The sequence below is a fragment of the Curvibacter soli genome, assembly GCF_029211125.1.
GTDB classification, from domain to species: domain Bacteria; phylum Pseudomonadota; class Gammaproteobacteria; order Burkholderiales; family Burkholderiaceae_C; genus Curvibacter_A; species Curvibacter_A soli.
In genome coordinates this window covers 34097-59785 of sequence record NZ_JARGEN010000059.1, presented here as the reverse complement: position 1 = coordinate 59785, position 25689 = coordinate 34097, and the positions used below count along the sequence as shown (strand labels likewise).

The following is a 25689-nucleotide window of genomic DNA, read 5'->3' as shown; positions in this document are numbered from 1 at the left end:
TGCGACTAGAATCCGCCTCCGCGCTGCTGCAAAACAGCCTGTCGTATTGACACCTTGAAAGTCCGTGGCTCTAATCTGATGCCGCAGCGTTCGCTGCGATTCCCGCCTTCCGCCCCCTCGCCCCCGCACATCTGCGCAGCGAATGCGTGAAGGCCAGATTTTTCGTAGACACATCCAGATCAACACATATCTTTGTACGAGGGGCTCCTTGTGAATAAAACCGAACTGATCGAGCACATCGCCAACAACGCCGACATCTCCAAGGCGGCTGCCACGCGCGCGCTCGAGTCCACCATCGAAGCCGTGAAGAAGACCCTGAAGAAGGGCGGTACCGTTTCCCTCGTCGGCTTCGGCACCTTCGCCGTGGGCAAACGCGCCGCGCGCACCGGCCGCAACCCCCGTACCGGCGCGGCCATCAAGATCAAGGCTGCTAAAGTACCAAAGTTTCGTCCTGGCAAGGCATTGAAGGATGCCTTGAACTGAATCCGGTCAAGGTGGGGTGCTTAGCTCAGTCGGTAGAGCGGCGCCCTTACAAGGCGTAGGTCGGCGGTTCGAGCCCGTCAGCACCCACCAAGATTTGCCGTTATGAATCAAGGGTTTAGAGCGATCTAAGCCCTTTTTCTTTGTGCGCCCAGCATGGGCGCACAAAGAAAAAAGCCGCCGGGCGTGTGGCCGGGCGGCTTTCGGGGGGGCAAACCTCGCTGGATTACTTCAGCTTGATTTCCTTGTATTCCACATGCTTGCGAGCCTTGGGGTCGAACTTGGAGATCGACATTTTCTCGGGCGTGGTCTTCTTGTTCTTGGTCGTGGTGTAGAAATGGCCGGTACCTGCGGTGGATTCCAGCTTGATCTTTTCGCGTCCGCCTTTTGCTGCCATGGTCGCTCTCCTTTACGCTTGGCCGCGTGCGCGCAGGTCTGCGAGCACGGAGTCGATGCCGTTCTTGTCGATCAGGCGCAGGCCCGCGTTGCTGATGCGCAGGCGCACCCAGCGGTTTTCGCTCTCGACCCAGAAACGGCGGTACTGCAGATTCGGCAGGAACCGGCGCTTGGTTTTGTTGTTGGCGTGGGACACATTGTTCCCCACCATGGGCTTCTTGCCCGTGACGTCACATACGCGTGCCATGAGGACACTCCGATAGTTTCAAGCGGCCACCGCTGACACGCGGGGGGCCTTCAGGCCGCCCCGCTGCTGCTGGGCCTCACCTCGCCAGGAATGGGTGGCGGTAACCCGGGATTTACCGGAAAGTGCCCGGCGCACAAGTATCGATCGATGCGCCGGCCAAATTCAGCAAAGCCCCAGATTATAGCCTTGCCGGCTCAGATAATGCTTTCCTGCTCCAGGAAGCGCTGCGCGTCGAGCGCGGCCATGCAGCCGGTGCCGGCGCTGGTGATGGCCTGGCGGTACACATGGTCCTGCACGTCGCCGGCGGCGAACACGCCGGGCACGCTGGTCATGGTGGCGAAGCCCTCGTTGCCCGAGCGGGTGACGATATAGCCGTCCTTCATCTTGAGCTGGCCTTCGAAGATGCCGGTGTTGGGATGGTGGCCGATGGCGATGAAGCAGCCGTGCACGGGCAGGTCCTGCGTGTCGCCCGTCCGTGCGTTCTTCACGCGCACGCCGGTCACGCCGGATTCGTCGCCCAGCACCTGGTCGATCGTGCTGTCGAGCTGCAGCACGATCTTGCCCGCGGCCACCTTCTCGTTCACCTTGTCGATCATGATCGGCTCGGCGCGGAACTTGTCGCGGCGGTGGACCATGTAGACCTTGCGCGCGATGCCCGACAGGTACAGAGCCTCTTCCACCGCCGTGTTGCCGCCGCCCACCACGGCCACGTCCTGATCGCGGTAGAAAAAGCCGTCGCAGGTGGCGCAGGCCGAGATGCCGCGGCCCATGAATGTGGTTTCCGACTCGATGCCCAGGTACTTGGCCGAGGCGCCGGTGGCGATGATGAGCGTGTCGCAGGTGTAGTGGCTGTTGTCGCCGCGCAGCCTGAACGGGCGCGCGCCCAGGTCCACTTCGTGGATGTGGTCGAAGACGATCTGCGTCTTGAAGCGTTCGGCGTGCTGCTGGAAGCGCTGCATCAGCTCCGGGCCCTGCACGCCGTGCACGTCGGCGGGCCAGTTGTCCACCTCGGTCGTGGTCATGAGCTGGCCGCCCTGCGCCATGCCGGTGATGAGCAGCGGGGCAAGATTGGCGCGGGCCGCGTAGACGGCGGCGGTGTAGCCCGCGGGGCCGGAGCCCAGGATCAGAACTTTGGCGTGTTGGGTGGTCGTCATGGTAAAAAGCTCGGTTGGAAGCGCCCTGGTGCCAGGCGCGGCAGGAACAGAGATGGGGGCGATGCCACGAGTATCCATGGCCTGGGGCGTTGGGCGTCCGGCTGTTTTTCAATCACCGCGATTGTAAGAACCCATCAGGATCCCATCGCGTGGCGTATTTCTGGAGAAGCATTGCGATGTCGATCACCAACATGGACCTGCTGCGCCGGGTTCCGCTGTTCTCGCTGCTCACGGCGGCGCAGGCCGAAGCCATTACCCACGCCGTGGTCAAGCGCCGCTACAAGCGCGGCGAGGCCATCGTGGAGCAGGGCTGCAAGTCCGACACGCTCTACATCCTGCTCACGGGCCGCGCGCGCGTGTTCGCCACCGACAGCCGGGGCCGCGAGGTCATCATCGCCGCGTTGCAGCCGGGCGACTACATCGGCGAGATGAGCATCATCGACAACGAGGCCCATTCGGCCACGGTGCGCGCCGAGGTGCAGACCGACGCGCTGACGCTCGGGCGCGGCGAATTCGCCCACTGCCTGGCCAACAATTCGTCGATGGCCTTCATGGCGATGCGCGGGCTGGTCAAGCGGCTGCGCCAGGCCGACCGCAAGATCGAGTCGCTGGCGCTGCTCGACGTGTATGGCCGCGTGGCGCGGGCGCTGCTCGACTTCGCCGAGGCGGACGCGGGCGGGCGGCAGGTCATCCGCGAAAAAATCTCGCGCCAGGATCTGGCGAAGATGGTTGGCGCTTCGCGCGAGATGGTCAGCCGGGTGATGAAGGACCTGGGCGAGCGCGGCTTCATCGAGGCGCTGCCCGACGGCAGCACCGTGCTCAAGAGCCCGCTGCACAGCCTTGCCTGAGCCGTTCGGCGGGCGGGCGCAAAGGGTGGGGTAAGCTCATGCCCGACCGCCTATGTCCTATTCCCTCAACACCCTGAATCCGTCCTCTTCCGAGCCCGTGCCGGTCCGCGGCATGGCGGGCCGTTTTGCGCATGAAATCGGCCTGGTGCTGGGCCTCGTGGCGCTGGTGTTCTGGCTCCTGGCCCTGCTCAGCTATTCGCCGCAGGACGCGGCGTGGTCCACCTCGGGCACCGCCGCGCAGGCGGGCAACTGGGCGGGCCGCGTGGGCGCCTGGCTGGCCGACGGCAGCTATTTCCTGCTCGGCTTCTCGGTCTGGTGGTGCGTGGCTGCGGGGCTGCGCGCCTGGCTGGCATCGCTGGCGCGCTGGCTGCGCGGGGGCGAGGCGCCGTCGGCGCGCGCGCGGCTGCTGTTCTGGGCCGGGCTGGCGCTGCTGCTCGCGGCCAGTACGGCGCTCGAATGGTCGCGCATGTACCGCTTCGAGCCGCGCCTGCCTGGCGGGCACGCGGGCGGCGTGCTCGGCTACCTGGCGGGACCCGCGAGCGTCAAGTGGCTGGGGTTCACCGGCTCGGGCCTGCTGTGCATCGTGCTGGCCCTGGTAGGGGCTGCGCTGGCGTTCCGTTTTTCGTGGGGACGCGTCGCCGAGGGGCTGGGCGCGCGCATCTACGGTCTGGTCGAGTCGCAGCGCGAGAAGCGCGAGATCGCCCAGGACGTGGCCGTGGGCCGCAAGGCCGCGCGCGAGCGCGAGGAGGTGCTGCAGGAAGAGCGCACCGAGATCGAGGTGCAGCACCAGCAGCCCGTGCAGATCATCGAGCCCGTGCTGGCGGACCCGCAGCAGAGCGCGCGGGTGGCCAAGGAGCGCCAGAAGCCGCTGTTCACCGACCTGCCCGACAGCCGGCTGCCGCAGGTGGACCTGCTCGACGGCGCGATGCAGCGCCAGGAAACCGTGGCGCCCGAGACGCTGGAGATGACGAGCCGCCTGATCGAGAAGAAGCTCAAGGACTTCGGCGTGCAGGTGCATGTGGTGGCGGCCTCGCCGGGGCCGGTGATCACGCGCTACGAGATCGAGCCCGCCACCGGCGTGAAGGGATCGCAGATCGTCGGGCTGGCCAAGGACCTGGCGCGCTCGCTGTCGTTGGTATCCATCCGCGTGGTGGAGACCATTCCCGGCAAGAACTACATGGCGCTGGAGCTGCCCAACGCCAAGCGCCAAACCATTCGCCTCTCCGAAATATTGGGCTCCCAGGTCTACCACGAGGCCCGCTCGATGCTGACCATGGGCCTGGGCAAGGACATCATCGGCAACCCGGTGGTGGCCGATCTGGCCAAGATGCCGCACGTGCTGGTGGCCGGCACCACCGGATCGGGCAAGTCGGTGGGCATCAACGCGATGATCCTGAGCCTGCTCTACAAGGCCGAGGCGCGCGACGTGCGCCTGTTGATGATCGACCCCAAGATGCTCGAAATGTCGGTCTACGAAGGCATTCCGCACCTGCTCGCGCCCGTGGTGACCGACATGAAACAGGCCGCCAACGGCCTGAACTGGTGCGTGGCCGAGATGGAGCGCCGCTACAAGCTCATGAGCAAGCTCGGCGTGCGCAACCTCGCGGGCTACAACGTGAAGATCGACGACGCCAAGGCGCGCGAGGAGTTCATCTACAACCCCTTCAGCCTCACGCCCGACGACCCCGAGCCGCTGGAGCGGCTGCCGCACATCGTGGTGGTGATCGACGAGTTGGCCGACCTGATGATGGTGGTGGGCAAGAAGATCGAGGAGCTGATCGCCCGCCTGGCGCAAAAGGCGCGCGCCGCCGGCATCCACCTGATCCTGGCCACGCAGCGGCCCAGCGTGGACGTGATCACCGGCCTCATCAAGGCCAACATCCCCACGCGCATCGCGTTCCAGGTCAGCAGCAAGATCGACAGCCGCACCATCCTCGACCAGATGGGCGCCGAGGCGCTGCTGGGCATGGGCGACATGCTCTACATGGCCAGCGGCACCGGCCTGCCGGTGCGGGTGCACGGCGCCTTCGTGAGCGACGAGGAGGTGCACCGCGTGGTCAGCTACCTCAAGGCGCAGGGCGGCGAGCCCAACTACATCGAAGGCGTGCTCGAAGGCGGCGTGGCCGACGACGAGGGCGGCACGCTCGATGGCGAGCATGGCGGCGGCGAGAAGGACCCGATGTACGACCAGGCCGTCGAGGTGGTGCTGAAGAACCGCAAGGCCAGCATCTCGCTGGTGCAGCGCCACCTGAAGATTGGTTACAACCGCGCCGCGCGGCTGGTCGAGGATATGGAGAAGGCTGGCCTGGTCGGTGCCATGAGCGGTGCCGGCCAGCGCGAAATCCTGGTGCCTGGGCGCGCCGAGTGATGCCGGCCCGTTCACCATCCTGGCACTCATGAAAAAAATATTTGCTATATTATTGATAGCTTTCACCGCAGGTAAAGCCTGCGCGGATGGCCTAAAAGACCTGGAAGATTTCATGCGCGCCACGCACAGCGGGCGGGCCGACTTCACGCAGGTCGTCACCGCGCCGTCCAGGGACGGGCAGGCGGGCCGCACCAGGACCTCCAGCGGTATCTTCGCCTTCGAGCGGCCCGGCAAGTTCCGCTTCACCTACCAAAAGCCGTTTGCGCAGACCATCGTGGCCGATGGCCAGACGCTCTGGCTCTACGACGCCGACCTGAACCAGGTGACGCAGCGCACCCAGGCCCAGGCGCTCGGCAGCACGCCCGCCGCGCTGCTGGCCTCCGCGCCCGACCTCGCGGCGCTGCGGCGCGACTACCAGCTCGATGCCGCGCCCGACGCCGACGGTCTGCAGTGGGTTCTGGCGACGCCCAGGGCGCGCGAGGGCCAGTTACAGAGCGTGCGCGTGGGCTTTCGCGGCGCGCAGCTCGCGGCGCTGGACATCCTGGACAGCTTCGGCCAGCGCTCGGCCATCCGCTTCGCCAACTTCCAGACCAATGCGCCGCTGGAGGCGGATACCTTCCGGTTCAAGCCGCCCGCCGGGGCGGATGTGCTCAAACAATAGCCCCACGACTTGCGCAAAAAGGATGCGTCTGTGGCGCTAGTGCAGCGTTGAACACTGCACTAGCCGGCAGGTCGATGGAGCATGTTTGCGTAAGTCCTGACGTCCTTACAGCGGGCGGCGGCGCAGGCGCAGCGCGTTGCCCACCACCGAGGCCGAACTCAGGCTCATCGCCAGCGCCGCCACCATGGGCGAGAGCAGCCAGCCCGTGAACGGGTACAGCGCGCCCGCCGCCAGCGGCACGCCCAGCGCGTTGTAGACCAGCGCGAACAGCAGGTTCTGCCGCATGTTGCCCACCGTCGCCTGCGACAGCGCCCGCGCCGTGGCGATGCCGCGCAGGTCGCCCTTGACCAGCGTGACCTGGGCGCTGTTCATCGCCACGTCGGTGCCCGTGCCCATGGCGATGCCCACGTCGGCGCGGGCCAGGGCCGGCGCGTCGTTGATACCGTCGCCCGCCATCGCCACCACGTGGCCCTCGCGCTGCAGGCGCTCCACCAGCGCCAGCTTGTCGGCGGGCAGCACCTCGCCATGCACCTCGTCGATGCCGAGCTTGGCGCCCACCGCGCGCGCGGTGGTCAGCCCGTCGCCGGTCGCCATCACGATGCGCAGGCCGGCGGCGTGCAGGGCGGCCAGCGCCTCGAACGTGCTGGCCTTCACCGGGTCCGACACGGCCAGCAGGCCCGCGAGCCGACCGTCCACCGCCAGGTGCATCACGCTCGCGCCCTCGGCACGCAGCGCCTCGGCCTGCGGCTGCAGCGGCGCGGTGGATACGCCGGCCTGCTCCATCAGCACGGTGTTGCCCAGCGCCAGCGCATGGCCCGCCACCTGGCCCCGCACGCCGATGCCGGAGCTGGATTCGAACGTCCCTGGCGTGTCGAGCGCCAGCCCCTGGGCGCGCGCCGCGCGCATGATGGCGTCGGCCAGCGGATGCTCGCTGCCCTGGTCCAGGCTGGCGGCCAGGCGCAGCACTTCGTCGGCGCGGAAGCCCTCGGCGGGCACGACGCGCTCGAAGGCCGGGCGTCCTTCGGTGAGGGTGCCGGTCTTGTCCACGACCAGCGTGTCCACGCGGCGCAGGTTCTCGATGGCCGCGGCGTCGCGGAACAGCACGCCCTGCGTCGCCCCACGCCCTGTGGCCACCATGATCGACATGGGCGTGGCCAGCCCCAGCGCGCATGGGCAGGCGATGATGAGCACCGACACCGCGTTGATGAGCCCGAACAGCCAGCCCTGTGCCGGCCCGAACAGGCCCCAGCCGAAGAAAGCCAGCAGCGCCACGGCCGCCACCGCCAGCACGAACCAGCCCGCCACCGCGTCGGCCATGCGCTGCATCGGCGCGCGCGAGCGCTGGGCCTGCGCCACCATCTGCACGATCTGCGCGAGCATGGTGGCCGCGCCCACGCGCTCGGCGCGCATGACCAGCGCGCCGCTGGTGTTGAGTGTGGCGCCGATGAGCTTGTCGCCCGTGCGCTTGGTCACGGGCACGGGCTCGCCGGTCAGCATGGATTCGTCCACGGCGCTGCTGCCCTCGGCCACCACGCCGTCCACCGGCACCTTCTCGCCGGGGCGCACGCGCAGGCGGTCGCCGACGTGCACGTCGGCGAGCGGCACGTCCTCCTCATCGCCGCCGTCGCGGATGCGGCGCGCGGTCCTGGGCGCCAGGCCCAGCAGCGACTGGATGGCGGCGGAAGTCTGCGAGCGCGCCTTCAGCTCCAGCATCTGGCCCAGCAGCGTGAGCGAGATGATGACCGCCGCCGCCTCGAAGTACACGCCCACGCGGTCCATGGACCGGAAGGAGTCGGGGAACAGGCCCGGCGCCACTGTGGCCGCCACGCTGTAGCCGAAGGCCGCGCCCGTGCCCAGGCTGATGAGCGTCCACATGTTGGGGCTGCGGTTCACCAGCGACTGCCAGCCGCGCACGAAAAACGGCCAGCCGGCCCACAGCACCACGGGCAGCGCCAGCAGCAGCTCCAGCCAGCTTTGCGCGCCCATGTCCATGAGGTGCAGTGCGTGTCCGAACATCGCCAGCACCAGCACGGTGGCGGAGAGCGGCAGCGTCCACCAGAAGCGGCGCGTGAAGTCGCGCAGCTCGGGGTTGTCGTCGTCGCCGGCGTCCAGGCTGGGCAGCACGGGTTCGAGCGCCATGCCGCACTTGGGGCAGTGGCCCGGATGGTCCTGCCGGATTTCCGGGTGCATGGGGCAGGTGTAGACCGTACCGGCGGGGGCGGGCGGGGCCTCCGCGGCCGCGGGCGCCGCCGCCTGGAGGGGGTGATGGTGCCCGGGCGCCGCCGCGGGCTGTGCCACGTACTGCGCCGGGTCGGCCTCGAACTTCGCCTGGCAGTGCGCACTGCAGAAGCGATAGGTGCGCCCCGCGTAGCTGGCGTGGTGCGGCGCAGCGGGCTGCACGGGCATGCCGCACACGGGGTCTCGCTGCGCGGGTGCCGGCGTTTGTTCGGTGGTGGTGTCCATGGTGTATGGATTGCTATTTATTTGATAGCTACCAGCGCAAGTGGATATTGCGCTGGAGGCCAATTCTTGCCTGGACCAGGGGCGTTGGCGCGCCCCCCTGAATGCGGGATTGTCAGTGCGAACCCGGCATTCAACAATGGGCGAGGGAAACATTTATCAACACGGAGGTCGTCAATGAAGTCTGAGGTTTTTGCAATGGCATGGGCGCAGCGGGTTCGGTATCTTCTGGCCCTGTCCGCGACGGCGGGGCTGGTGGCATGTGGCGGCGGCAGCGACGACAGCCCCGCTCCGGCGCCCGCGCCCACGCCATCGGCGCCGGCCCCCGCGCCATCCCCGTCGCCCGCCCCTGCGCCGGCGCCCACGCCTGCTCCGGCACCGGCCCCTGCGCCCACTCCGGCGCCGTCGCCCGCCCCTGCGCCGACGGCCCTCAGCGGCACGGCGGCGGTGGGCGCGCCCATCGTGGGCGGCACCGTGCAGGCCGTCTGCTCCGGCGGCGGCACGCTGCCGACCGCCATCACGGGCCCCGGCGGCACCTGGACCATCAGCGCCACCGGGCAGTCGCTGCCGTGCGCCGTCAAGATTTCCGGCGGCAATCTGGCTGCGGGACAGGCGCTTTACTCGGTGGCCATTTCGTTCGACACGGTCAACATCACGCCGCTCACCGACCTTCTGGTGGCCAACCTCACGGGCCAGGCGCCTGCGCAGTGGTGGGGCGCCAGCGGGCCGGCGAACCTGTCCAACGTGACCATCGCCAACATCGACCAGGCGCTGGCCAAGCTGCGCGCCGCGCTGGGCCTGGCGGTGCTGAACACGATCAACCCGGTCACCCAGCCGTTCACTGCGGCTGCCAAGGACCCGATCGATGACATCCTGGAGGCGCTGAAGCTGGCCCTGGCCAACCTGGGCATGAGCTACGCGACGCTGCTGAACGCCGCCGCCACGCCCGTGTTCACGCCGCCTGCGGGCTTCCAGGCCGCACTGGCCAGCGCGCATGTGACGGTGACCGCGCCGCCATCCGCCGGGGGCAGCTATACCTTGACGCTGGACATCGTGGCGTCTGGCATCAGCGTGGCGCCGGTCACGATCAACAACGTGCCCAAGCCGGCCACGCAGGCGGAGTTCTGCGACGACCTCACGAACGCCAGTTCCAGCGGCTCGCTCACGCAGGCCATCCCCAGCGGCACGGGCACGCTCGTCATCAACAACTGCTCGTTCAATGGCACGGTGGGCCATGTGTCGGCCACGCTGCAGATCGCGTCGCCGATCTCGATGACGGTGCCCTACACGGTGACGTACACCTACCACTGATCCCCGTCGCGCGCCGCTCCTGCGGGGGCGGCCCGGCGGCCATCCGCATCCGGGCCGGGGCGATTGGGCCGAAAATAGGCCCCATGCGACCACCGTTACCGCCCGCGCCGCGCCCGCCACAGGGGAGGGCGCCCCGCCATGGCTGACCTGTTCCATGCCACGCCCACGGCCCCTTTGGCCGAAGCCCTGCGCCCGGCCAGCCTAGACGAGGTGGTGGGCCAGTCGCACCTCATCGGCCCGGGCCGGCCGCTGCGGCTGGCGTTCGAGTCGGGCAAGCCGCACTCGATGATCCTCTGGGGCCCGCCCGGCGTCGGCAAGACCACGCTGGCGCGGCTCACGGCGCAGGCGTTCGGCTACGAGTTCATCGCGCTGTCGGCGGTGTTCGCGGGCGTGAAGGAGATCCGCGCCTCGATGGAGCAGGCCGAGCACAACCTCGCGCAGGGCAGGAAGACCATCCTGTTCGTCGATGAGATTCACAGGTTCAACAAATATATAAAAGTCATTGTAAATCAACGACTTAAAAATATGTTTTGTGCCTTTTTTGTGCCTTGGCACAACTTTCAGACTCGTAGCAGCATGATTTTAGGGCGGATTCAACATGGCTGACCTGTTCGAAAAATCGCCTGTTGCCCCCTTGGCTGAAGCTCTGAGACCTAGGGTGTTGGACGAAGTGATTGGGCAGTCGCACCTGCTTGGGGAAGGTAAGCCCCTGAAGCTTGCCTTCCAGTCCGGCAAAGCGCACTCAATGATTTTCTGGGGACCACCTGGGGTCGGAAAAACCACGTTGGCAAGACTGACCGCCAAAGCGTTTGCCTGTGAGTTCATTGCATTGTCGGCGGTGTTCTCTGGGGTCAAAGACATCCGTGCAGCGATGGAACAGGCCGAGCAAAACCTTGCCCAAGGTAAGCACACCATCTTGTTCGTTGATGAGATTCACCGATTTAATAAGTCACAACAAGATGCGCTACTGCCTTATGCAGAGTCTGGGCTTGTAACCTTCATCGGTGCGACAACCGAAAACCCTTCGTTTGAAGTCAATTCTGCTTTGTTGTCCCGATCTCAAGTCTATGTTCTGAAGTCTTTGACGGACGATGAGTTGAAGGAACTGTTCGTCAGGGCAAAAGAAACGGTACTGGGTCATCTGACCTTTGAAGAGCTGTCTATTGAAACACTTGTCGGTTATGCGGATGGTGATGCCCGTAGATTCCTGAACCTGCTGGAACAGTGCAGTACAGCAGCCGGGGCTGCTGGGGTTACGAACATTGATGCGGACTTCATCAAGAATGCTCTGTCATTGAACTCGCGGAGGTTTGATAAGGGGGGAGACAACTTCTACGACCAGATTTCCGCCCTGCACAAATCAGTCAGGGGTTCCAATCCTGATGCTGCCCTTTATTGGCTGTCCAGAATGCTGGATGGCGGGGCAGACGCAAGATACTTGGCTCGTCGCATTGTTCGTATGGCTTGGGAAGACATTGGGTTAGCAGATCCAAGAGCTATGCAGATCGCCAACGATGCAGCTCTGACTTATGAGCGCCTAGGTAGTCCAGAAGGTGAATTGGCACTTGGACAGGCAGTGATCTATCTGGCGATTGCTGCCAAGAGTAATGCAGGCTACATGGCCTATAACAAGGCACGTGCCTTCGTGAAGCAGGACAAGAGCCGAGAAGTTCCCGTTCATCTCAGGAATGCTCCTACCAAACTGATGAAGGAACTGGGTTATGGGCACGCATACAGATATGCCCATGACGAACCCAATGCTTATGCTGCGGGTGAAACCTATTTTCCAGATGGGATGGCTGAACCAAGCTGGTATCAACCAGTTCCTAGAGGCTTGGAAAGTAAGATTGGTGAGAAGTTGAACCTGCTGAAAAAGTGGGATGAAGAAGCTGGCAAGAAGTAGTAAGCTGTAGTAAAAATTCCAAAGGGATAGAGTAAGTGAAAAAATCCGAACGTTTGGTGTTCTTCTACGATCTCGCCATTGGTGCAGAGTCTCGGACCTTCAAAGCACCGAAACCAATTTCGGTCAGAAAAGCTTTCCAATTGATGGAGCTTGTTCCTGTTGAGCAGCGCATCAAAGAGATGTCAAAGGGGCGAGAACAACTCTATGTGTCAGAATGGAAGTGGGATGGTGACATCATCAGCATCCTGGTCAACAAGTCAGACAAAGGAATGTCTGATCCAGTATTCACCATTCCTAAAGAAAAGAAGAGGCGCACAGCAGAAAAACAGGAGAAAGAAGGACAAGATTTTTCTGTTCATGTTGTTGTACAACTTCCACAAAACGACTTAGATCCTGCTTTGGTATTGATTGAGTATTGTGCGGGTCTTGGAATGTTTGTTGTCCAGCGATTGCTCAACCAGATTCTTCATGACGCAAAGTCTATCGCACCACTAGACTTTGAACAAAATCATCCAGATGGTTCTGTTGATGATGCCGGTAAGCCGAAAAAGTACAATGTAATCTTCAAGTGTGAATTTGAGGGGCATATTTCTGATGATTTGAAGTATGACTTGGATAATGGAAAAATTCAGTCTATCGAACTAATTACGGAAAAAGAAAAATACACAAATATTGATGAGGATGGTTATATACAAGAGAAGTGCAAAACGCTTGTTTTGACATTGAAAGATGAAGATAAGCCGATTAAAGACAAATTTAATCGGATGAAAAAAGTATTTTCCAGTAAGAAAGAAGACTATAGTCGTGCGCGTATCAAGTTCAAGACGCCTACTGGTGTTGATAGAACTGTAGAGATGGATACAGATGCTGCATCAGCACAAGGTTATGTCAAAAAAGAAAAATTAGACGGTTTTGAATTCGACTTGAAGTCTTCATATGACAAGTTTTGTGATCCCATACTTGGTAAAATGAAAGAGCTTTTGATGCCGGAGGCGTAATGTTCAGACATTTACTTAGACCTCTTTCCTATCTATCCATTGAGCACAAGCAGAAATGGGTGGTAGATTGGGTCTATCCTCTTATTTTTGCAGTGCTATCAACTGCTCTGTTGTTTGGATTAAAAAAGTACGGGAACATCCCACTTTATGCTGATGGTGCGGTCATTTCAAAAATTCTTGGATTTGTTCAAGGGCTACCTGGCTTTTACATCGCGGCACTAGCTGCTATTGCTACCTTCAACAAGCTAGACATTGATAAGACAATGCCTAAGCCGGCGCCGAAACTGGACATTATGGTCCAAGGTCAAATAGTGCCAATTGAGCTTACAAGAAGACGATTCTTATGTTCAATGTTTGCTTTTTTGACTGCTGAGAGCCTGATTATTATTGTTATTGCTATTTTTGGGCAAGCTATCTATCTTCCAATAAAAGCAATTATTCCAGAGAATTTCCATACGTTGGTGTCTGCATCTTACATGTTGATTTTATTGTTTGTATTCTGGCAGATGCTTATAACGAGCTTTTGGGGGTTGTTCTATCTCGGAGATAGGCTTCACCAGCCTGACCAATGAAGGTTGTTTTTTTGGATGAGCGGTTTGTTTATTGACATTGTTAATTTTGTCGTTATGGTTAGTTATAATAATCATAGAGACATAGATGGCATACAAGAAACAATATCAAAAGAAAGAATACGCCAAGACTGAAGAGCGAGACTATCAGCAGGAACTAACCAACAAGTTCATTACACGTATTGAAGAAGCGATTGCTTGTGAAGAGCAAGGTTTGAAGTGGGATAAGCCATTCTTTAGTTGCAATGAATGGCCAAGAAATGCCCTGACTGGTGAAAAATATCACGGTTCGAATGTTGCAACGCTGATGACTGAAGAGTTCAGCGATCCACGCTGGATGACCTTCGTTCAAATGCAAGAACTGTCCAAAAAAATGGAAACACCACTTCACATCAAGAAGGGTTCCAAGGCCAGCTACATCATGAAGGTCGTTCCCGCCTACCAGAAAGATAGTGACGGTAATGTTCTGAAGAACAGTGATGGGAAAGCTACCCCTATTCTTGATGAAAATGGCAATCCGAAGATTGGCTTCAAGTGGTATCCCGTTTTCAATGCCTGTCAGATTGAAGGAATGCCACCTTACATACAAGCCAGTAAGGAAGTGAAACCGGCTGAAGAGATTGAACTACTCTCAAAGGCTTTGCAGGAAAGAACTGATCTCAAAGTGGAACACTCTGGGATCTCTCGTGCCTACTATTCATCTTCCAAGCATCTGGTTCATATGCCTGAACCCGGTCTATTCAAGAGTAGTGAAGCCTATGCCGACACCTTACTACATGAGTTTGGGCATAGCACGGGGCCAGCATTGGGCAGAAAAATGGGAAACGGATTCGGCACAACCGAGTATGCAAAAGAAGAGCTGATCGCCGAACTGACTTCATCGTTCATGGCTGTTGAGTTGGGTATCCCCCACAATCCTTCCAGCCATGAAAACCATGCGGCATACTTGAAGTCATGGCTTTCCGCCTTGCAGGACGACAAAACCTTGATCACCAAGGCAGCTAATCAGGCATCCAAGGCTACCGAATATCAGATTGAGCATTTGGAAGCCTACAAAATGACCCTTCAGCAAAAAAACGAGCAAGCTCAAGTCATGGCAGATCAGGCGATTGCCACCGCAAAAAAGGGTTGTGCGATCAGTATGTAGTTAGAAAACCACTTTCGAGGCGTGGCTTATCGAGATTTTGCCGTGGCCTTTGGCTTGGCAACACTCGCCTTTTTAGCCGTTTCAGGGTAGAGATCGTCGGTTTTCAACTGTGCCAGCCACTCAGGGCCCAATTGGTTGCGGACTTGTTGAAGAAGAGCAGACTGATTGTTGTCCAGTCCCTTGTAGCTACCAGTGGTCCAGGCTGCATTGAGTTTTTCCTTCCAAGCCTGACCGTTCTTCTCACTGTAAGCCCTGAGAACTGCACGCTGATCTTCCGTTAAGGTTTGAGTTTCAGCAGTGACAACCTGCTTGGGCTGGTAGTCTTTGGCGCTGATTCTTCCCAATTCGTCGTATCGTAGATATTTGTTACTGCCTACTGGGAATTTTTCCTTCAAGGTCTCTTCACGGTTGGCAAACTCTTCTTTGCCTTGCAGTAGCTTGGTGCTGTGGATGACTCGGACGAATACCTTTTCGTTGTTCTCGCCAGCAGATTGAGCCACAAAAAACTTCCCGCTGTGCAGAATTTCACCAACAGCAAAGCCTTTGGTTGGGGCTTTGTAGATGAAGGCAACTGTCTTGTTGTCATGTGCTTGGTCGAAGGACAACACGGATTCCATAGCTTCTCGTTCGCTGGCAATCGCCTTGGCGGTGCTCCTGGCTTCCTTTACCTTGTAAGTGAAGCTCTTGATCTGCTCATCTGTAGCCAGATTTTCAATTGGAATTTCATAGATAGCTCGTTTGATGTCCGGTTGCTCAACACGCTTGGCAAAAGAATGTTTTTCATCCTTGCTGTTGAATAGCCAATACACGTCATAGCTGTTCGGAAGATCTACAAGGTATCGCTGGTTGCCGGGGTCGGCAATCACAGTCACACCATCCAGTTCCCCTGTTTGTATCTTATTTGCTCTTGTTGTCATGGCTTTCCTTTGTGTCATGATCAAGAAATAGCAAAACAAAAGATAAAGTCAAATCTAGTAAGATAAGTGGCGTTTCTCTTGCAATCCGTTTTTGTTTTTGTATGTTTGATTAAAAAGGAAATCAAATGAAAGAAACAGGAATAAAGGATGGGTTCAGGGATAAGATACTTGCCATGCTTCCTGAAGAAAGAAAGCTTGACTTGATGAAGGTCATCAATGATGCAGGTTTAAGATCGGATGATGAAGCCTTCGCTCTTCTCTATGTTATGGGATACATCAAGACACTTTATGAAGATATGCCTGATGCCGTAGAGCAAATGAATCATGTGATCTGGCAAATGTCTGATTCGCTTGAAAGTGCGATGCAGGCGATTTTGAACAGGAATCTTGATAGCATGAAGATGGATATACAGGCCCACAGTAGCCGTGCTGCGGGTAATCTTCAGAACATGAGTCAGCGCTTCGCCCAACTGCTACAGGCTCACGATGAAAAAATTCAAAGCTACGCCAGTTTGCTTGATGCAGAAAACGAGAAGCTACGTGAGAAGAGCCGCCACTTGTTCATCAGTGCCATGCGATCCAAGCTTCCCGATCTGATTGAACCCTACCTTCAGCAGATGGTGGATGCTCCCTACACCATCAAACGAATCGCTCGCGATTTTCTAGTCTGGTCGTCCAGCATGGCGGTTGTGTTGATCGGCTATGAGCTGATCAAACGTCTATCATATTGAAATAGTAATTCACTTCAAACCGGCAATTTTCGCTTTTTGTAAGGATAGTTAGACTTTACTTCTAAGTCTCGACTTAACTTCCTATTCAGGAGCCATGCCTGAACAATACGAGTTGAAAAACCAAATTCATCAACATGCTTTTTTAACTCTTTGGGAAGATAATCCTCGGCACACTGGCAGTACAGCCCACAGTTTTCAACTGCTAGAACATAGGATTCGATGTAATCATCTTTCTCTCGCAAGCGTAGGCTTAATCCTGGATAAGCTAGTGGTGAAGAATTCATGGCAATTTTCGCCAGATCGTCATTGTTTTTCAGTCGATTTGATAACCACTGAATCGAGCATGGATTTTTCTTGATGGAAAGAGCTGCAACTTCTTCGTCATCTTTTAGTGCATCTGAAGCTAACTCAATTGGTTGAGGACCTTCCGGGTGAATGCTGTAAGGAATGTTCTGCAAAACCAGAGATAGTAATGCTTTGTCTGCTCGCAATCGTTCAGAAAGATGGATGAAGTCTTGAGGGCAGTGTTGGGCTACGGTCAAAGCAACATTGATGTCATCAAGGGCAAGCTCTGGTGTATTCGGATCGAGACATTTTTCATTGATTATTTTTCTGATCGTGGCGTTAATTGGCATTTTTCAAGTCGTGTATAGTGGATACGCGTTCAGTTGAACAACATCGTTTTAGTCAGTTGCAAGATTATCCGTTGCCCGAATGATGGTAGTACATCCTTGAGTTGAGAATTTTGTCGTTGCATGCTTGATTCCCCCTATCGGGCACCTTCTTCTGGATCATTTCCTTCCTGATACATTGCGAACGGGCCTGGTTCGGCGATGAAGCCAAGGCGATCCGCATCCGTCTGTGTGGCAAATTCTTTTTCAAGGTCGTCACAGTAGCCGTCGTAGAGATGGTCTAGCTGTTCATCTATCATGGTCTGGGTGGCTGAGATTGCCGGTTGTGGTGCTTGATAGCTGTCGTGGGAAACATCCCAAAATCTATCCATGTCTGGGAGTACAGGACTGTTCGGCTGGGCATCGATCCATGCGGCCGGTTTGCTCTCTGCTCTGGTTTTGTAGGACAAGATCGGTGCTGTCAGTATGTAGGCCGGATTCTGTCGGGCGAACAAAGCCAGATAGGTGATGGTTAGCGTCGCTTCATTGGCCCCCAACAAGTTGAACTCGTTGGCCCCCATGACTTTTTCCTGGTGGTGCTGTTCATCCACGGATGTAGATTTGCCCCCGTCGCTATGGCTCACGCTACGGTGCAGCTTGGCGATGGTTTTTTCACCCAACAACTCGGAAAACTTGTTGGCTGTGAAGCCGTCATTGACCCCCAAGATATACATGCTGCCGGTGTTCGCAGTGATGAAGTCGACGAATTCCTGCCCGTAAATTTTCACCAGTTGCGCGAGATCCTGCATGGCCAGACTGAGACTGACCCCCCTTGAGCGATACAGCGATAAAGCAGGTGCGGTGAAGGCTTCAATGTTGCCGTAAGACTGGAATTCATCGATCAGTATGTGGAAGCGACGGCTACGGCTGTCGGTCAAATCTCCCAGAATGACCGTGTTTGCGAAGTAGAGAATGCCCTTGATCAGTCCTTCGGTCAGTGTGGGAAAACTCTCGGAAGGCTTCAAAATGAGCACTTTTCGCTTGGGCTTCTCGTTCATGATCCAAGCACGAATGGACAGTTTATTGATGCCTTCTGCCTTGTCCCATTCGTCAGCATACTGAACGATGGTGGCACACAAGTTTTTCCAGCCATCCATGAACGCTGGCTTCATGAGTGCAGCTTTCTCATTGCCGCTCAGATAGGGAAAAATGCGCTGGTTCTGCTCGTCAATCGGTTGTTTGACGAACTCGGCAAAGTCCTTCCACTGCCAGTTTGGCTGTTTTCGCTTGAGATGTAGGCAAACCCCCTTGAAGTAGCAGGTCTTCTTCAAACGGATGGTTTCATTCTCATCGCTCAATTGATCATTGACCATATCCTGGGTGACAAAGCTCAGATAAGCCGAAGAACGTAAGGCTCTGGCTGTCGCTTGATAGACCGGGGTCTTGCTGTCGTAACAATCGTGAATTCGTCCCAACTGAATGATGTCAGCCGTGTAGGTGCCCAGATTGAACATGACACTGGCCAAGGTGTCCTTGGCTGAATTCAAGACCTGTCGGGCTTCAGGGTAGTGCTCTCCAATGATCAGGGACAACGCTTCGCCGTTCCTGGTGAGCAGATGGGCCAACATGCCGTAGTTCCATGCCTTCGGTGCCAAAATCTGTAACACCTTGGTTGCCCCTGTACAGACGGCTACGGCAGCCAGTGACCAAATCTCGTTGCTCTCTTCAACGGGGATTTTTCCCTTCCAGAAAGCATTGGCCACCAACGGGTTGCGTAAGTCTTCCGCGATGTTCCAGCAAACCCCACCTTCTTCATGGGGTGCAATCTTGATGATGTGGCTACTGTGGAAATACTTGCAGTAGTCCGATTTCGGGGTGTCGGCGATCAATAATTTGAGAGCTTCGCCGTTGCGAATACGTTGATAGACCTGAGCTACTTCCAGAAAGTAGATGAGCTGAGTCTTGCCGCGCCCCGTTCCACCAATATAGAGAGCGTGCGAACGACGAAGGGTTTCTGGCTTCTCAATGAATCGGCCTGGCTTTAGATGCTGGGGGCTGTAATGCTTCGGGTTGGTGGGATTAAATTCCTGGTCGGCGCCGATCACCAAGCCTGAACCCTTCCCGTTGCGGCAAAGAAAACCAAATTCGCGTTTCAAGATACCGTAGGCGATTTTTCCTTCCAGCAGTTCCTTGCCCCTGATATGGCGAACCCCCCCCACGGGTTTGAGCGATTTCCAGAAGACCCAGCCACCACAAGCCACACCGCCAACCATGGCCATCAACCAACGATAGACAAGGTAATCGCCCATGCCGATCTGGTTTAGACGGTGTAGATAAGCATGGTAGTAGTGAAACACTTCCCCCTGAAAGAGCTTGGAGACGAGTCCAGCAAGGACTTGCCAGAACGCCTGCACATGAAAAATCGGTGGTCGCTCGCTGGGTGGTGCAGGAAAGAAGGGGTAGTTGGCCCACGACAACAACAAAACAAGGCTGGTAACAATCACGGTGACGAAAAGCCCCATGAACATGGCTGAACCGACATGAACCGTCTGAATGGTGGTGTCCAAGGGCTGCTGATCGCCGGGTAACATCCACTTTGCTTTGTTCTCTCTTCTGATAGTCATGCTGAACTCTCAAGCCATGAATTCAAGAAAGAGAAACGCTGCATAAAACAAGACATACAACAAGACTGGAATGATGAATTTCAGCTTGTAACTATTTTCTGCCCACCATGGATTGGGGGGCTTGATGTACGATTGATTGCTGTACTCGTAATCCCCCATGATCTCGATGGGGATGAAGATTGAATCTTCTTCAATCAAATCTTCTTGTTTGTTCTCCATGATTTTCTCTTCTTCTTTTTGTACAAGCTACAAAAATAATCAGAGAAAGCAAGCTGACAACCAAAAGTTTGAAGAAAAACTTTTGCTTCAACTTTCCCGACTTCCCCAGATACCCCAGGCTTTTTAAAAGTCGACACAACGGTGTATAGAATCTATCTATATACCCTTTTTCTTCTTAATTAAAAAAAGAATGGGGTATCTGGGGAAATCATTCGCAACCCGCATGAATAGGGGCTTTGAGCCTCCCCAGGCGCTTGGGGAAGCTCTGGGGAAGCTGGGGTAAATCTTGGGAAATGCTTCAGTTTTTCCGCTGGGGACACATGATCTTCCCCATGCTGATCAAAAATCACCCCTGGCCATGGGGAAACTTCCCCAGCTAAAACTGAATTTTCCCCAGAGCTTCCCCAGTAGGGGGGTGGAAATTGTGAGTCCTAGGTCAAGTCGTTCATTCCCTTGAATCCATCGCACTGGGTGAATTCAAGGGGTTCCTGTGTCGCCCAGGTCACGCTGAAGAAGATGGGGCAATAGCATTGCAGAATGTCACTGCTTGGTTGCCCGACACGACGGATACGTCCTTCTCGCCAGATGGCGTTGGCGCAAGTTCGGCAGATGATGTCGCTACTGAGTTCGTGGGCTTCTTCGGATTTGGCGAGTGCTTTGAGTGTGGGGCTGATGATCATGCGGTTCTCCTTTTTATTATCTGTGCATGGTGGATCGTGTCTGTTGTTGTGCCTGCTGCATGGCAAGCTGCTTCAACCGGGCTGATTGTTGAGACTGAAGGTTGTGCTGCACCAATTGGGCTTTGACACCATCGGGAATCGTGGGGGGCAGGGTATGGGTACGGCGAATCTGCTCAACCCGTGCCATCTTCAAGGCTTCGTAGGTGTTGCGGGCTTTGCCATCCAAGATTTCGTAGTCGTGGCTGGTCTTCTTGAAATTGGTCTTCGCCATCGCTTCCACAATACTGGTCAGGCGATCCAAGGGATGGGGGGCGTGTCCGGTCGTCGCTTTCCAATGCTGGTCCAGAAAGCTTCGGGTCTCGGTGAAGGACTCCAAGGTTTCACTGGGTAGGTCCAGATTTTTTTCACGGGCAATCCACTGGGCAACTTGTTTCATGGATGCCGTGGGGGCTTTGCCGTCCAGCTTGCTTTCCATATGGCTGACCATGTCATCGCTGAGATACAGCTTCAATTCATGACGGTGACGAGAACAAGCGACATAGGCATGGTGCAGACTGTTCGTGTTGCTGGATACGAAGTAGAACGACTGGTTCTTGGTCTCCCCCTGACTTTTATGCACCGTAACTGCGTAGGCATGGCGTAGGGCATGGGATTTTCCGAGATCCAGCACGGTTTCCCTGCCGTCATCCATCTTGAGCTTGATCGCTTTCGGCTGGCCGGTGAGTTTGCTCAAGAAAATCTCACTGACTTCCCCTGTATCGCTGTTGTTGAGTTGCTGGGTGTCGGCATCGTCGGATTTCTGGTTTTTGGTGAAAACCACACGATCCCCCTTGGCAAACGCTCGTTCCTGCTTATCCTTGCACTGAACCACGACTTCTAGCTCTGGCAATTGTCCTGACTGCTTGAGCTGGGTTCGTACTGCCAGATTGATGCGCTCAATGTCGTCGTTGGTGGTGGCCAAGATGATTTTGTCTTTGGCTGGGCTGTTCGCCGAAAGGTAGTCATTGACGATCTGGGCAAGACGCTGCTCGTCAGAAGGGGTGATGATGACCTTGCCGTTTTCGTAAAGGGTACGAATCGCCTGATGGGCTCGGCCACTGGCAAAGTCTTCCACCATCTCGCGTTGCCACTGATCCACCTGTCGGTTGATCTCACGAACCGGGGTCGTGACGAAATCCTTATTGAGCTGAGAAAAATTTGAGCCAAATCCCACGCTTTGGATCTGCTCACGTTCACCAACTAGAACCAGCTTCGCCCCTGCATTATTTATATGCTGGATCACACGGTAGAAGGTGTTGGTGTCGGCCATCCCAGCTTCATCCCAGAAAAGAACGGACTGACGATCCAGTTTCAACTTCCCTTCGTCCAGCAGACGTATCAGTTTGGTGGTGTTGTGGAATTCTCTTGAGCCCATGCCTGTGGATTCAGCCAGACCCTTGCTTGCCGTTGAACTGGTGGAAGTCCCGAAGACCTTGAAGCCATGAGCCACATAGAACTCACGGGCCGCCTTCAACAAGGTGGATTTACCGGCGCCGGCTCTACCTGCCACATTACAAACAGCCCCTGGTTCGGTCAGGATCATCTGCACGGCTTCACGCTGACCTAGTGCAAATTTGAATTTTCGGTCGGGACTGGACTGCTGACGCTCGTAGTCCAGAATGAAACGGGCCACCTGATCACGGTCAAACCTGAACCCCTGTTCCTGCTCACGTGCCTTCAGGCTGGATGAGATATAGGTATCCTTGGCAATCGTGGATCGGTGCAGAAAACGGGCTTCACGCATGAATCGCAGTTGCATGGACTGACGGTGGTTGGGATCGGTGATCGTGTCGTCCAATAAGGGCTTGAAGTAGTCCATCTGCTCTTTGCTCATGGACAGCACGGAATCCTGTTCAAAAATTCGGGTGGCTTCTCGTTCGGCTTGCTCGCCGCTCATGCTGGGCAACAGTTGTTTCTGGATGTGGGCCAGATATTGGCTCTCGGTCATCGCCACATCCTTGTGATGACGAAGAAAGGTCTCTTCCATGACTTCTGCCGTCAGCGGCGGCTGGGGTTTGTGGGTTGCTTTGACACGGGATAATTCCTGCTTGAACTGGGTCGGTGTCCAGCCCATGCGCTGAAATTCCTGATGCCACATGGCCTTCAGTTGAGCCGGTGACTTGTCAGTTTTTTCGTCACGGGAAGTCAGGCGGGCAAGCTCTTCAGCCTGGTAGCCGGATTTCCCCGAAGCTTTCAACGCCTTTTGTATCTCTCTTTCGCGGGTGGATCGCCAGTCACGGACCTGGGCAGGGATCAAGGATTCGGGCAAGTCAAAGGAAACCGTTTTTCGTTCCTGCTCCTGAAGAAACTCGTTGGCTACGTCCTCATCGTGCTTGACCGAATCGAAGACAAAGCCGAATTCTCGTTCCAGACCTTCCTTCATGTGGCGCATGAAAATGGCGTCCAGCGCTGAAGCATTGGCACCGATCTCATCCGTGCAAAGGCTGTAGAGCTTGCCGTCGTAGCCACGGGCAACATTCAGCAGATCAAAGTGGAAGTGCAGAAAGGGACTCTCTGAGCGCGAGTCAATATGGAAGAAGGGGATACCCAAGATTTCGGCAGCACACTGGTAGTCGGTGCCATCCTGACCTTTTCGGATACGGGCCAGATTGAGCATTTCAGGGACAACAGCCTGCCTGAAAACATCGTTGCAAAGCTGGCTGAAGCGTTTTTCAATGCTGGGGTCTTCGGTGGCCAGTAACGCCATCGCCGTTGAAAGTCGTTCGCCAAAGCAAAAGATGAACTCTGTTCCCAGTCGGTTCTTTTGCTCGCCCTTGGCAGGGTAACGATAGCTGCTGTCAGGATTGATCGGGGTGGCCGTCTTCCTGAACTGCACCATTTTTCCCCTTGGGGTGTCCTGTGCCTGGCTGAACAACGCCGATGATTCGGACACGGGACACCAGCCGTTGGACAAGTCCTTCCATAGCTCAGGGCTGAGAAATTTACCGTCCAGTCCCAAGCTCTGCGCCAGATCACCCAATAGCTTTGGGTTGTAGGGATTGTCGGCCAGAAACTCGGCAAATCGGGGATCATTCAAGTCATGACATTGCTCGTCGGGAAACTGCTCGGCAATCGAAGCCAATAACGACGTGCTGTTGTAGTTCAGTTGCTTCTCGTGATACTCCAGATTGGTCATGGAAGCATAGTTGCGCAACATCATGACGGTTACTCCGTGCTCATGCTCTGAACGATAAAGTACAAGTCTTCAATCCCTGAACTGAGCTTGGAAATTTCGTTTTTTACCGCAATCAACTCATCCTTCAAGTCATCGAAGGCTTCTGCCTGATGCCTGTTCTTCTCGTATTCACGAAGGGCGATTCTCCAAGCTTCGCTTTTATTTTTTGTCTGGTGATCTTTCATCACAAGGTCAAGAAGCTTCGCATCTTCTTCAAAAACCTTGATGCCATCCATTCGTAAGCTGTCTTTCATTTGTTCTTCCTTTTTTGATTAAAGGTAACAAACGAAGTTGCAATGTCAAGGTTTAATCAGACAAGTGGAGCGAAATTATTCTCAAAGCTCGTTTTGACTGGCTTGAAGGCACTTAACGCATCAAGATACATTTTAATGTGATAGGTGCTTATGAACTGCAAAACGGTAAAAAACAGAGAAGGCGACATAGAAAAGACAAAGGCAGAAAAAACCAAGACAAAGCGTAACAACAAAACGCCAACGAAGAGACAAGACTAGAACAAAGCTTAACAATGAAAACATAAATAAAAAACAGTGCTTCAACAAAATAAAGACAAGATCGCTTGATTTTGTGACAAAAATTTATTACTTCATGACTATATAAGAGCAAAGGATGAAGTCATGGAGATTCAATCTATTTTGAACAATGCAGTCGTGCAGGCAGAGCAGGAAGCTGTTGCAACAACCAACAAGACACGTTTGATTGATGTGTTCAGGGAAAACTACGATGACTGGAACGGTCGTCTATTTCCGGCATGGAAGAAGGTCGGCAAGGTTTGCCATCAAGAACTTGCCTTGCTACTCAACCAAGTCGGATTCAGCACGGTCAATCCAGCGATGGTCAGCCGCTACATGAAACTGGTCAGGGATGAGCGAAAGAAAAACAGAAGTTCTGTGACGGTCACTCAGTCAGCGAAGACAACAGTGAAAAATCACTCAGTATCTGCACCCGAATTGGTAACGGTCGGCGCAACTGGAAGCGAAGATCGCGATTGCCTTGATCCTTCCTGGTTAGGGGATGAACCCAACTGGACTGAACTGGTGAAGCCTGGTGCCCGTCGTCCTAAAATCGTGGAAGACTGGGACAGTTACTGGGAAAATGTGTGGCGTTGGCTCTACAGTCTGGCTGACGCTCACGGGCTGAACTCGTTTGATCGCACGGTGTATGCCGGTTTCAAGAAAATCAGTGCCAGCATCGGCGATCTCTGGCTGGACTTGAGCAAGGTACGTAGGTTGATGAACTCGGCAGGAGTGCCACTTGACCCCAAGGGCATTGGAAAAGAAAGGGCATAGCAACCTTCAGATTGTCCTGTTTTCATCAGTTAGGCGATACGATGACCGGACACTCAACTACAACATCGTGGGGGATTGGATGAACGAGTTTGATGACGAAGACGAAGTTATGTACGACGGTGAGCCACAAAGTTCGCAAGATGTGATGTTCTGGGACTGTGAAAAAATTATCAAGGCAGGCATTTGGCTCATCAGAAACGGCTATGGTCGGATGGCAATCTTGCCGTATGCCGCACCTTCAGGCTGCTACTGGCGGTGTGAATTCCACCCGATTGGACAACCCAAACATGCATTTTTTCGCTACACCACGGGATCGGCTGGTCGGTTTTTGCAAGATCATTGTGGTGGTAGCGTGCGCCGAACGATCAGCCCCAAAGGGTTAGCTAAAGCCATCATGGTTTCAGTCCCTCAAGATTTGAAGGACCGTTGCACGGGTGATGTCAGTGTTCAGACAGAGCGATGGCTTGAAGATCTTGAACGCTCTTTGAGTCAAAAACTGATTCCCCAAGCATTTGAAGATTACGGTGACTATTCTGACTGGAAGCTAATCAGTATCCACGGTAGTAACAGTTCGTGGCTTGAGCCACAGCCGGGATACATAAAGCCGGGAACAGAACCAACGTGGCAGCAGCAGCCTTTTTGGCGATCATGTGAGTCACAGGGGGAGTCTTTGCGGGATTGTGGTTCATTTACTGTTGATCCAAATATGCTGGATCAGGCAGTCAGTTCCGAAATCGCCATCGAAGTTTTCAGAGCAATGAAGGATGCAAACGAGTTTGAGCCGGAGCAAATTTTGCGAAGTGCAGTCAAGGCCGTACTGTTTCGCCTTCGTGCGGTGCGGTAG

At 56.1% G+C, this 25689-nt stretch carries 24 protein-coding genes and 1 tRNA gene; 14 read left to right on the top strand and 11 right to left on the bottom strand.

The features are described from left to right. The first annotated feature begins 210 nt into the window (after positions 1–210). Both PY257_RS13465 and PY257_RS13460 read left to right on the top strand, forming a co-directional pair. Positions 211–483, top strand: a complete 273-nt coding sequence (locus PY257_RS13465; RefSeq protein ID WP_056672701.1) for an HU family DNA-binding protein — start codon at positions 211–213, stop codon at positions 481–483. A 14-nt stretch (positions 484–497) separates the two neighbouring features. Further along, positions 498–573 (top strand) — tRNA-Val (locus tag PY257_RS13460). Between the two features lie 133 nt (positions 574–706). Here the strand turns inward: PY257_RS13460 and rpmG are convergent. The 3 genes from rpmG to trxB all read right to left on the bottom strand — a co-directional run bounded on the left by rpmG (position 707) and on the right by trxB (position 2277). Beyond that, positions 707–877, bottom strand: a complete 171-nt coding sequence (rpmG, locus tag PY257_RS13455) for a 50S ribosomal protein L33 (RefSeq protein WP_275742670.1) — start codon at positions 875–877, stop codon at positions 707–709. A 12-nt stretch (positions 878–889) separates the two neighbouring features. Further along, the gene (gene rpmB, locus PY257_RS13450) at positions 890–1123 is read right to left on the bottom strand and encodes a 50S ribosomal protein L28 (RefSeq protein WP_275742668.1); all 234 of its coding nucleotides are present in this window, start codon (positions 1121–1123) and stop codon (positions 890–892) included. A 194-nt stretch (positions 1124–1317) separates the two neighbouring features. Further along, positions 1318–2277, bottom strand: coding sequence for a thioredoxin-disulfide reductase (trxB, locus tag PY257_RS13445; RefSeq protein WP_275742666.1), 960 nt, complete (start codon positions 2275–2277; stop codon positions 1318–1320). Positions 2278–2453: 176 nt separating this feature from the next. Here trxB and PY257_RS13440 point away from each other — a divergent pair, with 176 nt between their 5' ends. The 3 genes from PY257_RS13440 to lolA are packed head-to-tail and all read left to right on the top strand — an operon-like array spanning position 2454 to position 6154. Continuing rightward, complete coding sequence (locus PY257_RS13440) at positions 2454–3125, top strand: Crp/Fnr family transcriptional regulator (protein ID WP_275742664.1); 672 nt, start codon at positions 2454–2456, stop codon at positions 3123–3125. 52 nt (positions 3126–3177) lie between these two features. Then, complete coding sequence (locus PY257_RS13435; RefSeq protein ID WP_275742662.1) at positions 3178–5493, top strand: DNA translocase FtsK; 2316 nt, start codon at positions 3178–3180, stop codon at positions 5491–5493. Positions 5494–5521: 28 nt separating this feature from the next. Beyond that, on the top strand, positions 5522–6154 hold the full coding sequence (gene lolA / locus PY257_RS13430) for an outer membrane lipoprotein periplasmic chaperone LolA (protein ID WP_275742660.1): 633 nt from the start codon (positions 5522–5524) through the stop codon (positions 6152–6154). Between the two features lie 105 nt (positions 6155–6259). Here the strand turns inward: lolA and PY257_RS13425 are convergent, their stop codons facing one another. Continuing rightward, complete coding sequence (locus PY257_RS13425; protein WP_275742658.1) at positions 6260–8617, bottom strand: heavy metal translocating P-type ATPase; 2358 nt, start codon at positions 8615–8617, stop codon at positions 6260–6262. 195 nt (positions 8618–8812) lie between these two features. Between PY257_RS13425 and PY257_RS13420 the strand changes: the two genes are divergently transcribed. The 6 genes from PY257_RS13420 (at position 8813) to PY257_RS13395 (ending at position 14542) form a co-directional block, all read left to right on the top strand. Next, positions 8813–9925 (top strand): hypothetical protein, encoded by a 1113-nt coding sequence (locus tag PY257_RS13420; protein ID WP_275742656.1) that lies wholly within the window; start codon positions 8813–8815, stop codon positions 9923–9925. 138 nt (positions 9926–10063) lie between these two features. Further along, positions 10064–10531, top strand: a complete 468-nt coding sequence (locus PY257_RS13415; protein WP_275742654.1) for an AAA family ATPase — start codon at positions 10064–10066, stop codon at positions 10529–10531. Continuing rightward, complete coding sequence (locus tag PY257_RS13410; protein WP_275742652.1) at positions 10524–11828, top strand: replication-associated recombination protein A; 1305 nt, start codon at positions 10524–10526, stop codon at positions 11826–11828. Before PY257_RS13415 ends, PY257_RS13410 begins: the two co-directional genes overlap by 8 nt. A gap of 35 nt (positions 11829–11863) precedes the next feature. Beyond that, complete coding sequence (locus tag PY257_RS13405) at positions 11864–12826, top strand: hypothetical protein (RefSeq protein ID WP_275742650.1); 963 nt, start codon at positions 11864–11866, stop codon at positions 12824–12826. Beyond that, positions 12826–13398 carry a hypothetical protein gene (locus PY257_RS13400; protein ID WP_275742647.1) on the top strand — a complete coding sequence of 191 codons (573 nt, stop codon included), beginning with the start codon at positions 12826–12828 and terminating at the stop codon, positions 13396–13398. Before PY257_RS13405 ends, PY257_RS13400 begins: the two co-directional genes overlap by 1 nt. A gap of 85 nt (positions 13399–13483) precedes the next feature. After that, positions 13484–14542 carry an ArdC family protein gene (locus PY257_RS13395; protein WP_275742645.1) on the top strand — a complete coding sequence of 353 codons (1059 nt, stop codon included), beginning with the start codon at positions 13484–13486 and terminating at the stop codon, positions 14540–14542. 26 nt (positions 14543–14568) lie between these two features. On the opposite strand, the gene PY257_RS13390 is transcribed toward PY257_RS13395, so the two are convergent. After that, positions 14569–15459, bottom strand: coding sequence for a hypothetical protein (locus PY257_RS13390; protein WP_275742643.1), 891 nt, complete (start codon positions 15457–15459; stop codon positions 14569–14571). Positions 15460–15584: 125 nt separating this feature from the next. On the opposite strand from PY257_RS13390, the gene PY257_RS13385 reads away from it, so the two are divergent. Then, a complete protein-coding gene (locus PY257_RS13385) occupies positions 15585–16190 on the top strand; it encodes a hypothetical protein (protein WP_275742641.1) in 606 nt (201 codons plus the stop codon). A 14-nt stretch (positions 16191–16204) separates the two neighbouring features. Here the strand turns inward: PY257_RS13385 and PY257_RS13380 are convergent, their stop codons facing one another. The 6 genes from PY257_RS13380 to PY257_RS13355 all read right to left on the bottom strand — a co-directional run bounded on the left by PY257_RS13380 (position 16205) and on the right by PY257_RS13355 (position 23792). Continuing rightward, positions 16205–16825, bottom strand: a complete 621-nt coding sequence (locus PY257_RS13380) for a DUF4116 domain-containing protein (protein ID WP_275742639.1) — start codon at positions 16823–16825, stop codon at positions 16205–16207. Between the two features lie 134 nt (positions 16826–16959). Beyond that, positions 16960–19425, bottom strand: a complete 2466-nt coding sequence (locus PY257_RS13375) for a type IV secretory system conjugative DNA transfer family protein (RefSeq protein WP_275742637.1) — start codon at positions 19423–19425, stop codon at positions 16960–16962. 9 nt (positions 19426–19434) lie between these two features. Further along, positions 19435–19644 (bottom strand): hypothetical protein, encoded by a 210-nt coding sequence (locus tag PY257_RS13370; RefSeq protein WP_275742635.1) that lies wholly within the window; start codon positions 19642–19644, stop codon positions 19435–19437. Between the two features lie 431 nt (positions 19645–20075). After that, positions 20076–20324 carry a hypothetical protein gene (locus PY257_RS13365; protein WP_275742633.1) on the bottom strand — a complete coding sequence of 83 codons (249 nt, stop codon included), beginning with the start codon at positions 20322–20324 and terminating at the stop codon, positions 20076–20078. Between the two features lie 16 nt (positions 20325–20340). After that, complete coding sequence (locus PY257_RS13360) at positions 20341–23523, bottom strand: AAA family ATPase (RefSeq protein WP_275742631.1); 3183 nt, start codon at positions 23521–23523, stop codon at positions 20341–20343. Between the two features lie 5 nt (positions 23524–23528). Further along, complete coding sequence (locus PY257_RS13355; protein ID WP_275742629.1) at positions 23529–23792, bottom strand: hypothetical protein; 264 nt, start codon at positions 23790–23792, stop codon at positions 23529–23531. Positions 23793–24173: 381 nt separating this feature from the next. Here PY257_RS13355 and PY257_RS13350 point away from each other — a divergent pair, with 381 nt between their 5' ends. Both PY257_RS13350 and PY257_RS13345 read left to right on the top strand, forming a co-directional pair. Beyond that, positions 24174–24845 (top strand): hypothetical protein, encoded by a 672-nt coding sequence (locus PY257_RS13350; protein WP_275742627.1) that lies wholly within the window; start codon positions 24174–24176, stop codon positions 24843–24845. Next, positions 24811–25689, top strand: a complete 879-nt coding sequence (locus PY257_RS13345; RefSeq protein ID WP_275742624.1) for a hypothetical protein — start codon at positions 24811–24813, stop codon at positions 25687–25689. The genes PY257_RS13350 and PY257_RS13345 overlap by 35 nt, the downstream gene beginning before the upstream one ends.

Excerpts from the sequence above, each read along its gene's own strand:
- rpmG (WP_275742670.1), bottom strand. The coding sequence starts at position 877 with ATGGCAGCAAAAGGCGGACGCGAAAAGATCAAGCTGGAATCCACCGCA.
- rpmB (WP_275742668.1), bottom strand. The coding sequence starts at position 1,123 with ATGGCACGCGTATGTGACGTCACGGGCAAGAAGCCCATGGTGGGGAAC.
- trxB (WP_275742666.1), bottom strand. The coding sequence starts at position 2,277 with ATGACGACCACCCAACACGCCAAAGTTCTGATCCTGGGCTCCGGCCCC.
- PY257_RS13440 (WP_275742664.1), top strand. The coding sequence starts at position 2,454 with ATGTCGATCACCAACATGGACCTGCTGCGCCGGGTTCCGCTGTTCTCG.
- PY257_RS13435 (WP_275742662.1), top strand. The coding sequence starts at position 3,178 with ATGTCCTATTCCCTCAACACCCTGAATCCGTCCTCTTCCGAGCCCGTG.
- lolA (WP_275742660.1), top strand. The coding sequence starts at position 5,522 with ATGAAAAAAATATTTGCTATATTATTGATAGCTTTCACCGCAGGTAAA.
- PY257_RS13425 (WP_275742658.1), bottom strand. The coding sequence starts at position 8,617 with ATGGACACCACCACCGAACAAACGCCGGCACCCGCGCAGCGAGACCCC.
- PY257_RS13420 (WP_275742656.1), top strand. The coding sequence starts at position 8,813 with ATGGCATGGGCGCAGCGGGTTCGGTATCTTCTGGCCCTGTCCGCGACG.
- PY257_RS13415 (WP_275742654.1), top strand. The coding sequence starts at position 10,064 with ATGGCTGACCTGTTCCATGCCACGCCCACGGCCCCTTTGGCCGAAGCC.
- PY257_RS13410 (WP_275742652.1), top strand. The coding sequence starts at position 10,524 with ATGGCTGACCTGTTCGAAAAATCGCCTGTTGCCCCCTTGGCTGAAGCT.
- PY257_RS13400 (WP_275742647.1), top strand. The coding sequence starts at position 12,826 with ATGTTCAGACATTTACTTAGACCTCTTTCCTATCTATCCATTGAGCAC.
- PY257_RS13395 (WP_275742645.1), top strand. The coding sequence starts at position 13,484 with ATGGCATACAAGAAACAATATCAAAAGAAAGAATACGCCAAGACTGAA.
- PY257_RS13390 (WP_275742643.1), bottom strand. The coding sequence starts at position 15,459 with ATGACAACAAGAGCAAATAAGATACAAACAGGGGAACTGGATGGTGTG.
- PY257_RS13385 (WP_275742641.1), top strand. The coding sequence starts at position 15,585 with ATGAAAGAAACAGGAATAAAGGATGGGTTCAGGGATAAGATACTTGCC.
- PY257_RS13380 (WP_275742639.1), bottom strand. The coding sequence starts at position 16,825 with ATGCCAATTAACGCCACGATCAGAAAAATAATCAATGAAAAATGTCTC.
- PY257_RS13375 (WP_275742637.1), bottom strand. The coding sequence starts at position 19,425 with ATGACTATCAGAAGAGAGAACAAAGCAAAGTGGATGTTACCCGGCGAT.
- PY257_RS13370 (WP_275742635.1), bottom strand. The coding sequence starts at position 19,644 with ATGGAGAACAAACAAGAAGATTTGATTGAAGAAGATTCAATCTTCATC.
- PY257_RS13365 (WP_275742633.1), bottom strand. The coding sequence starts at position 20,324 with ATGATCATCAGCCCCACACTCAAAGCACTCGCCAAATCCGAAGAAGCC.
- PY257_RS13360 (WP_275742631.1), bottom strand. The coding sequence starts at position 23,523 with ATGATGTTGCGCAACTATGCTTCCATGACCAATCTGGAGTATCACGAG.
- PY257_RS13355 (WP_275742629.1), bottom strand. The coding sequence starts at position 23,792 with ATGAAAGACAGCTTACGAATGGATGGCATCAAGGTTTTTGAAGAAGAT.
- PY257_RS13350 (WP_275742627.1), top strand. The coding sequence starts at position 24,174 with ATGGAGATTCAATCTATTTTGAACAATGCAGTCGTGCAGGCAGAGCAG.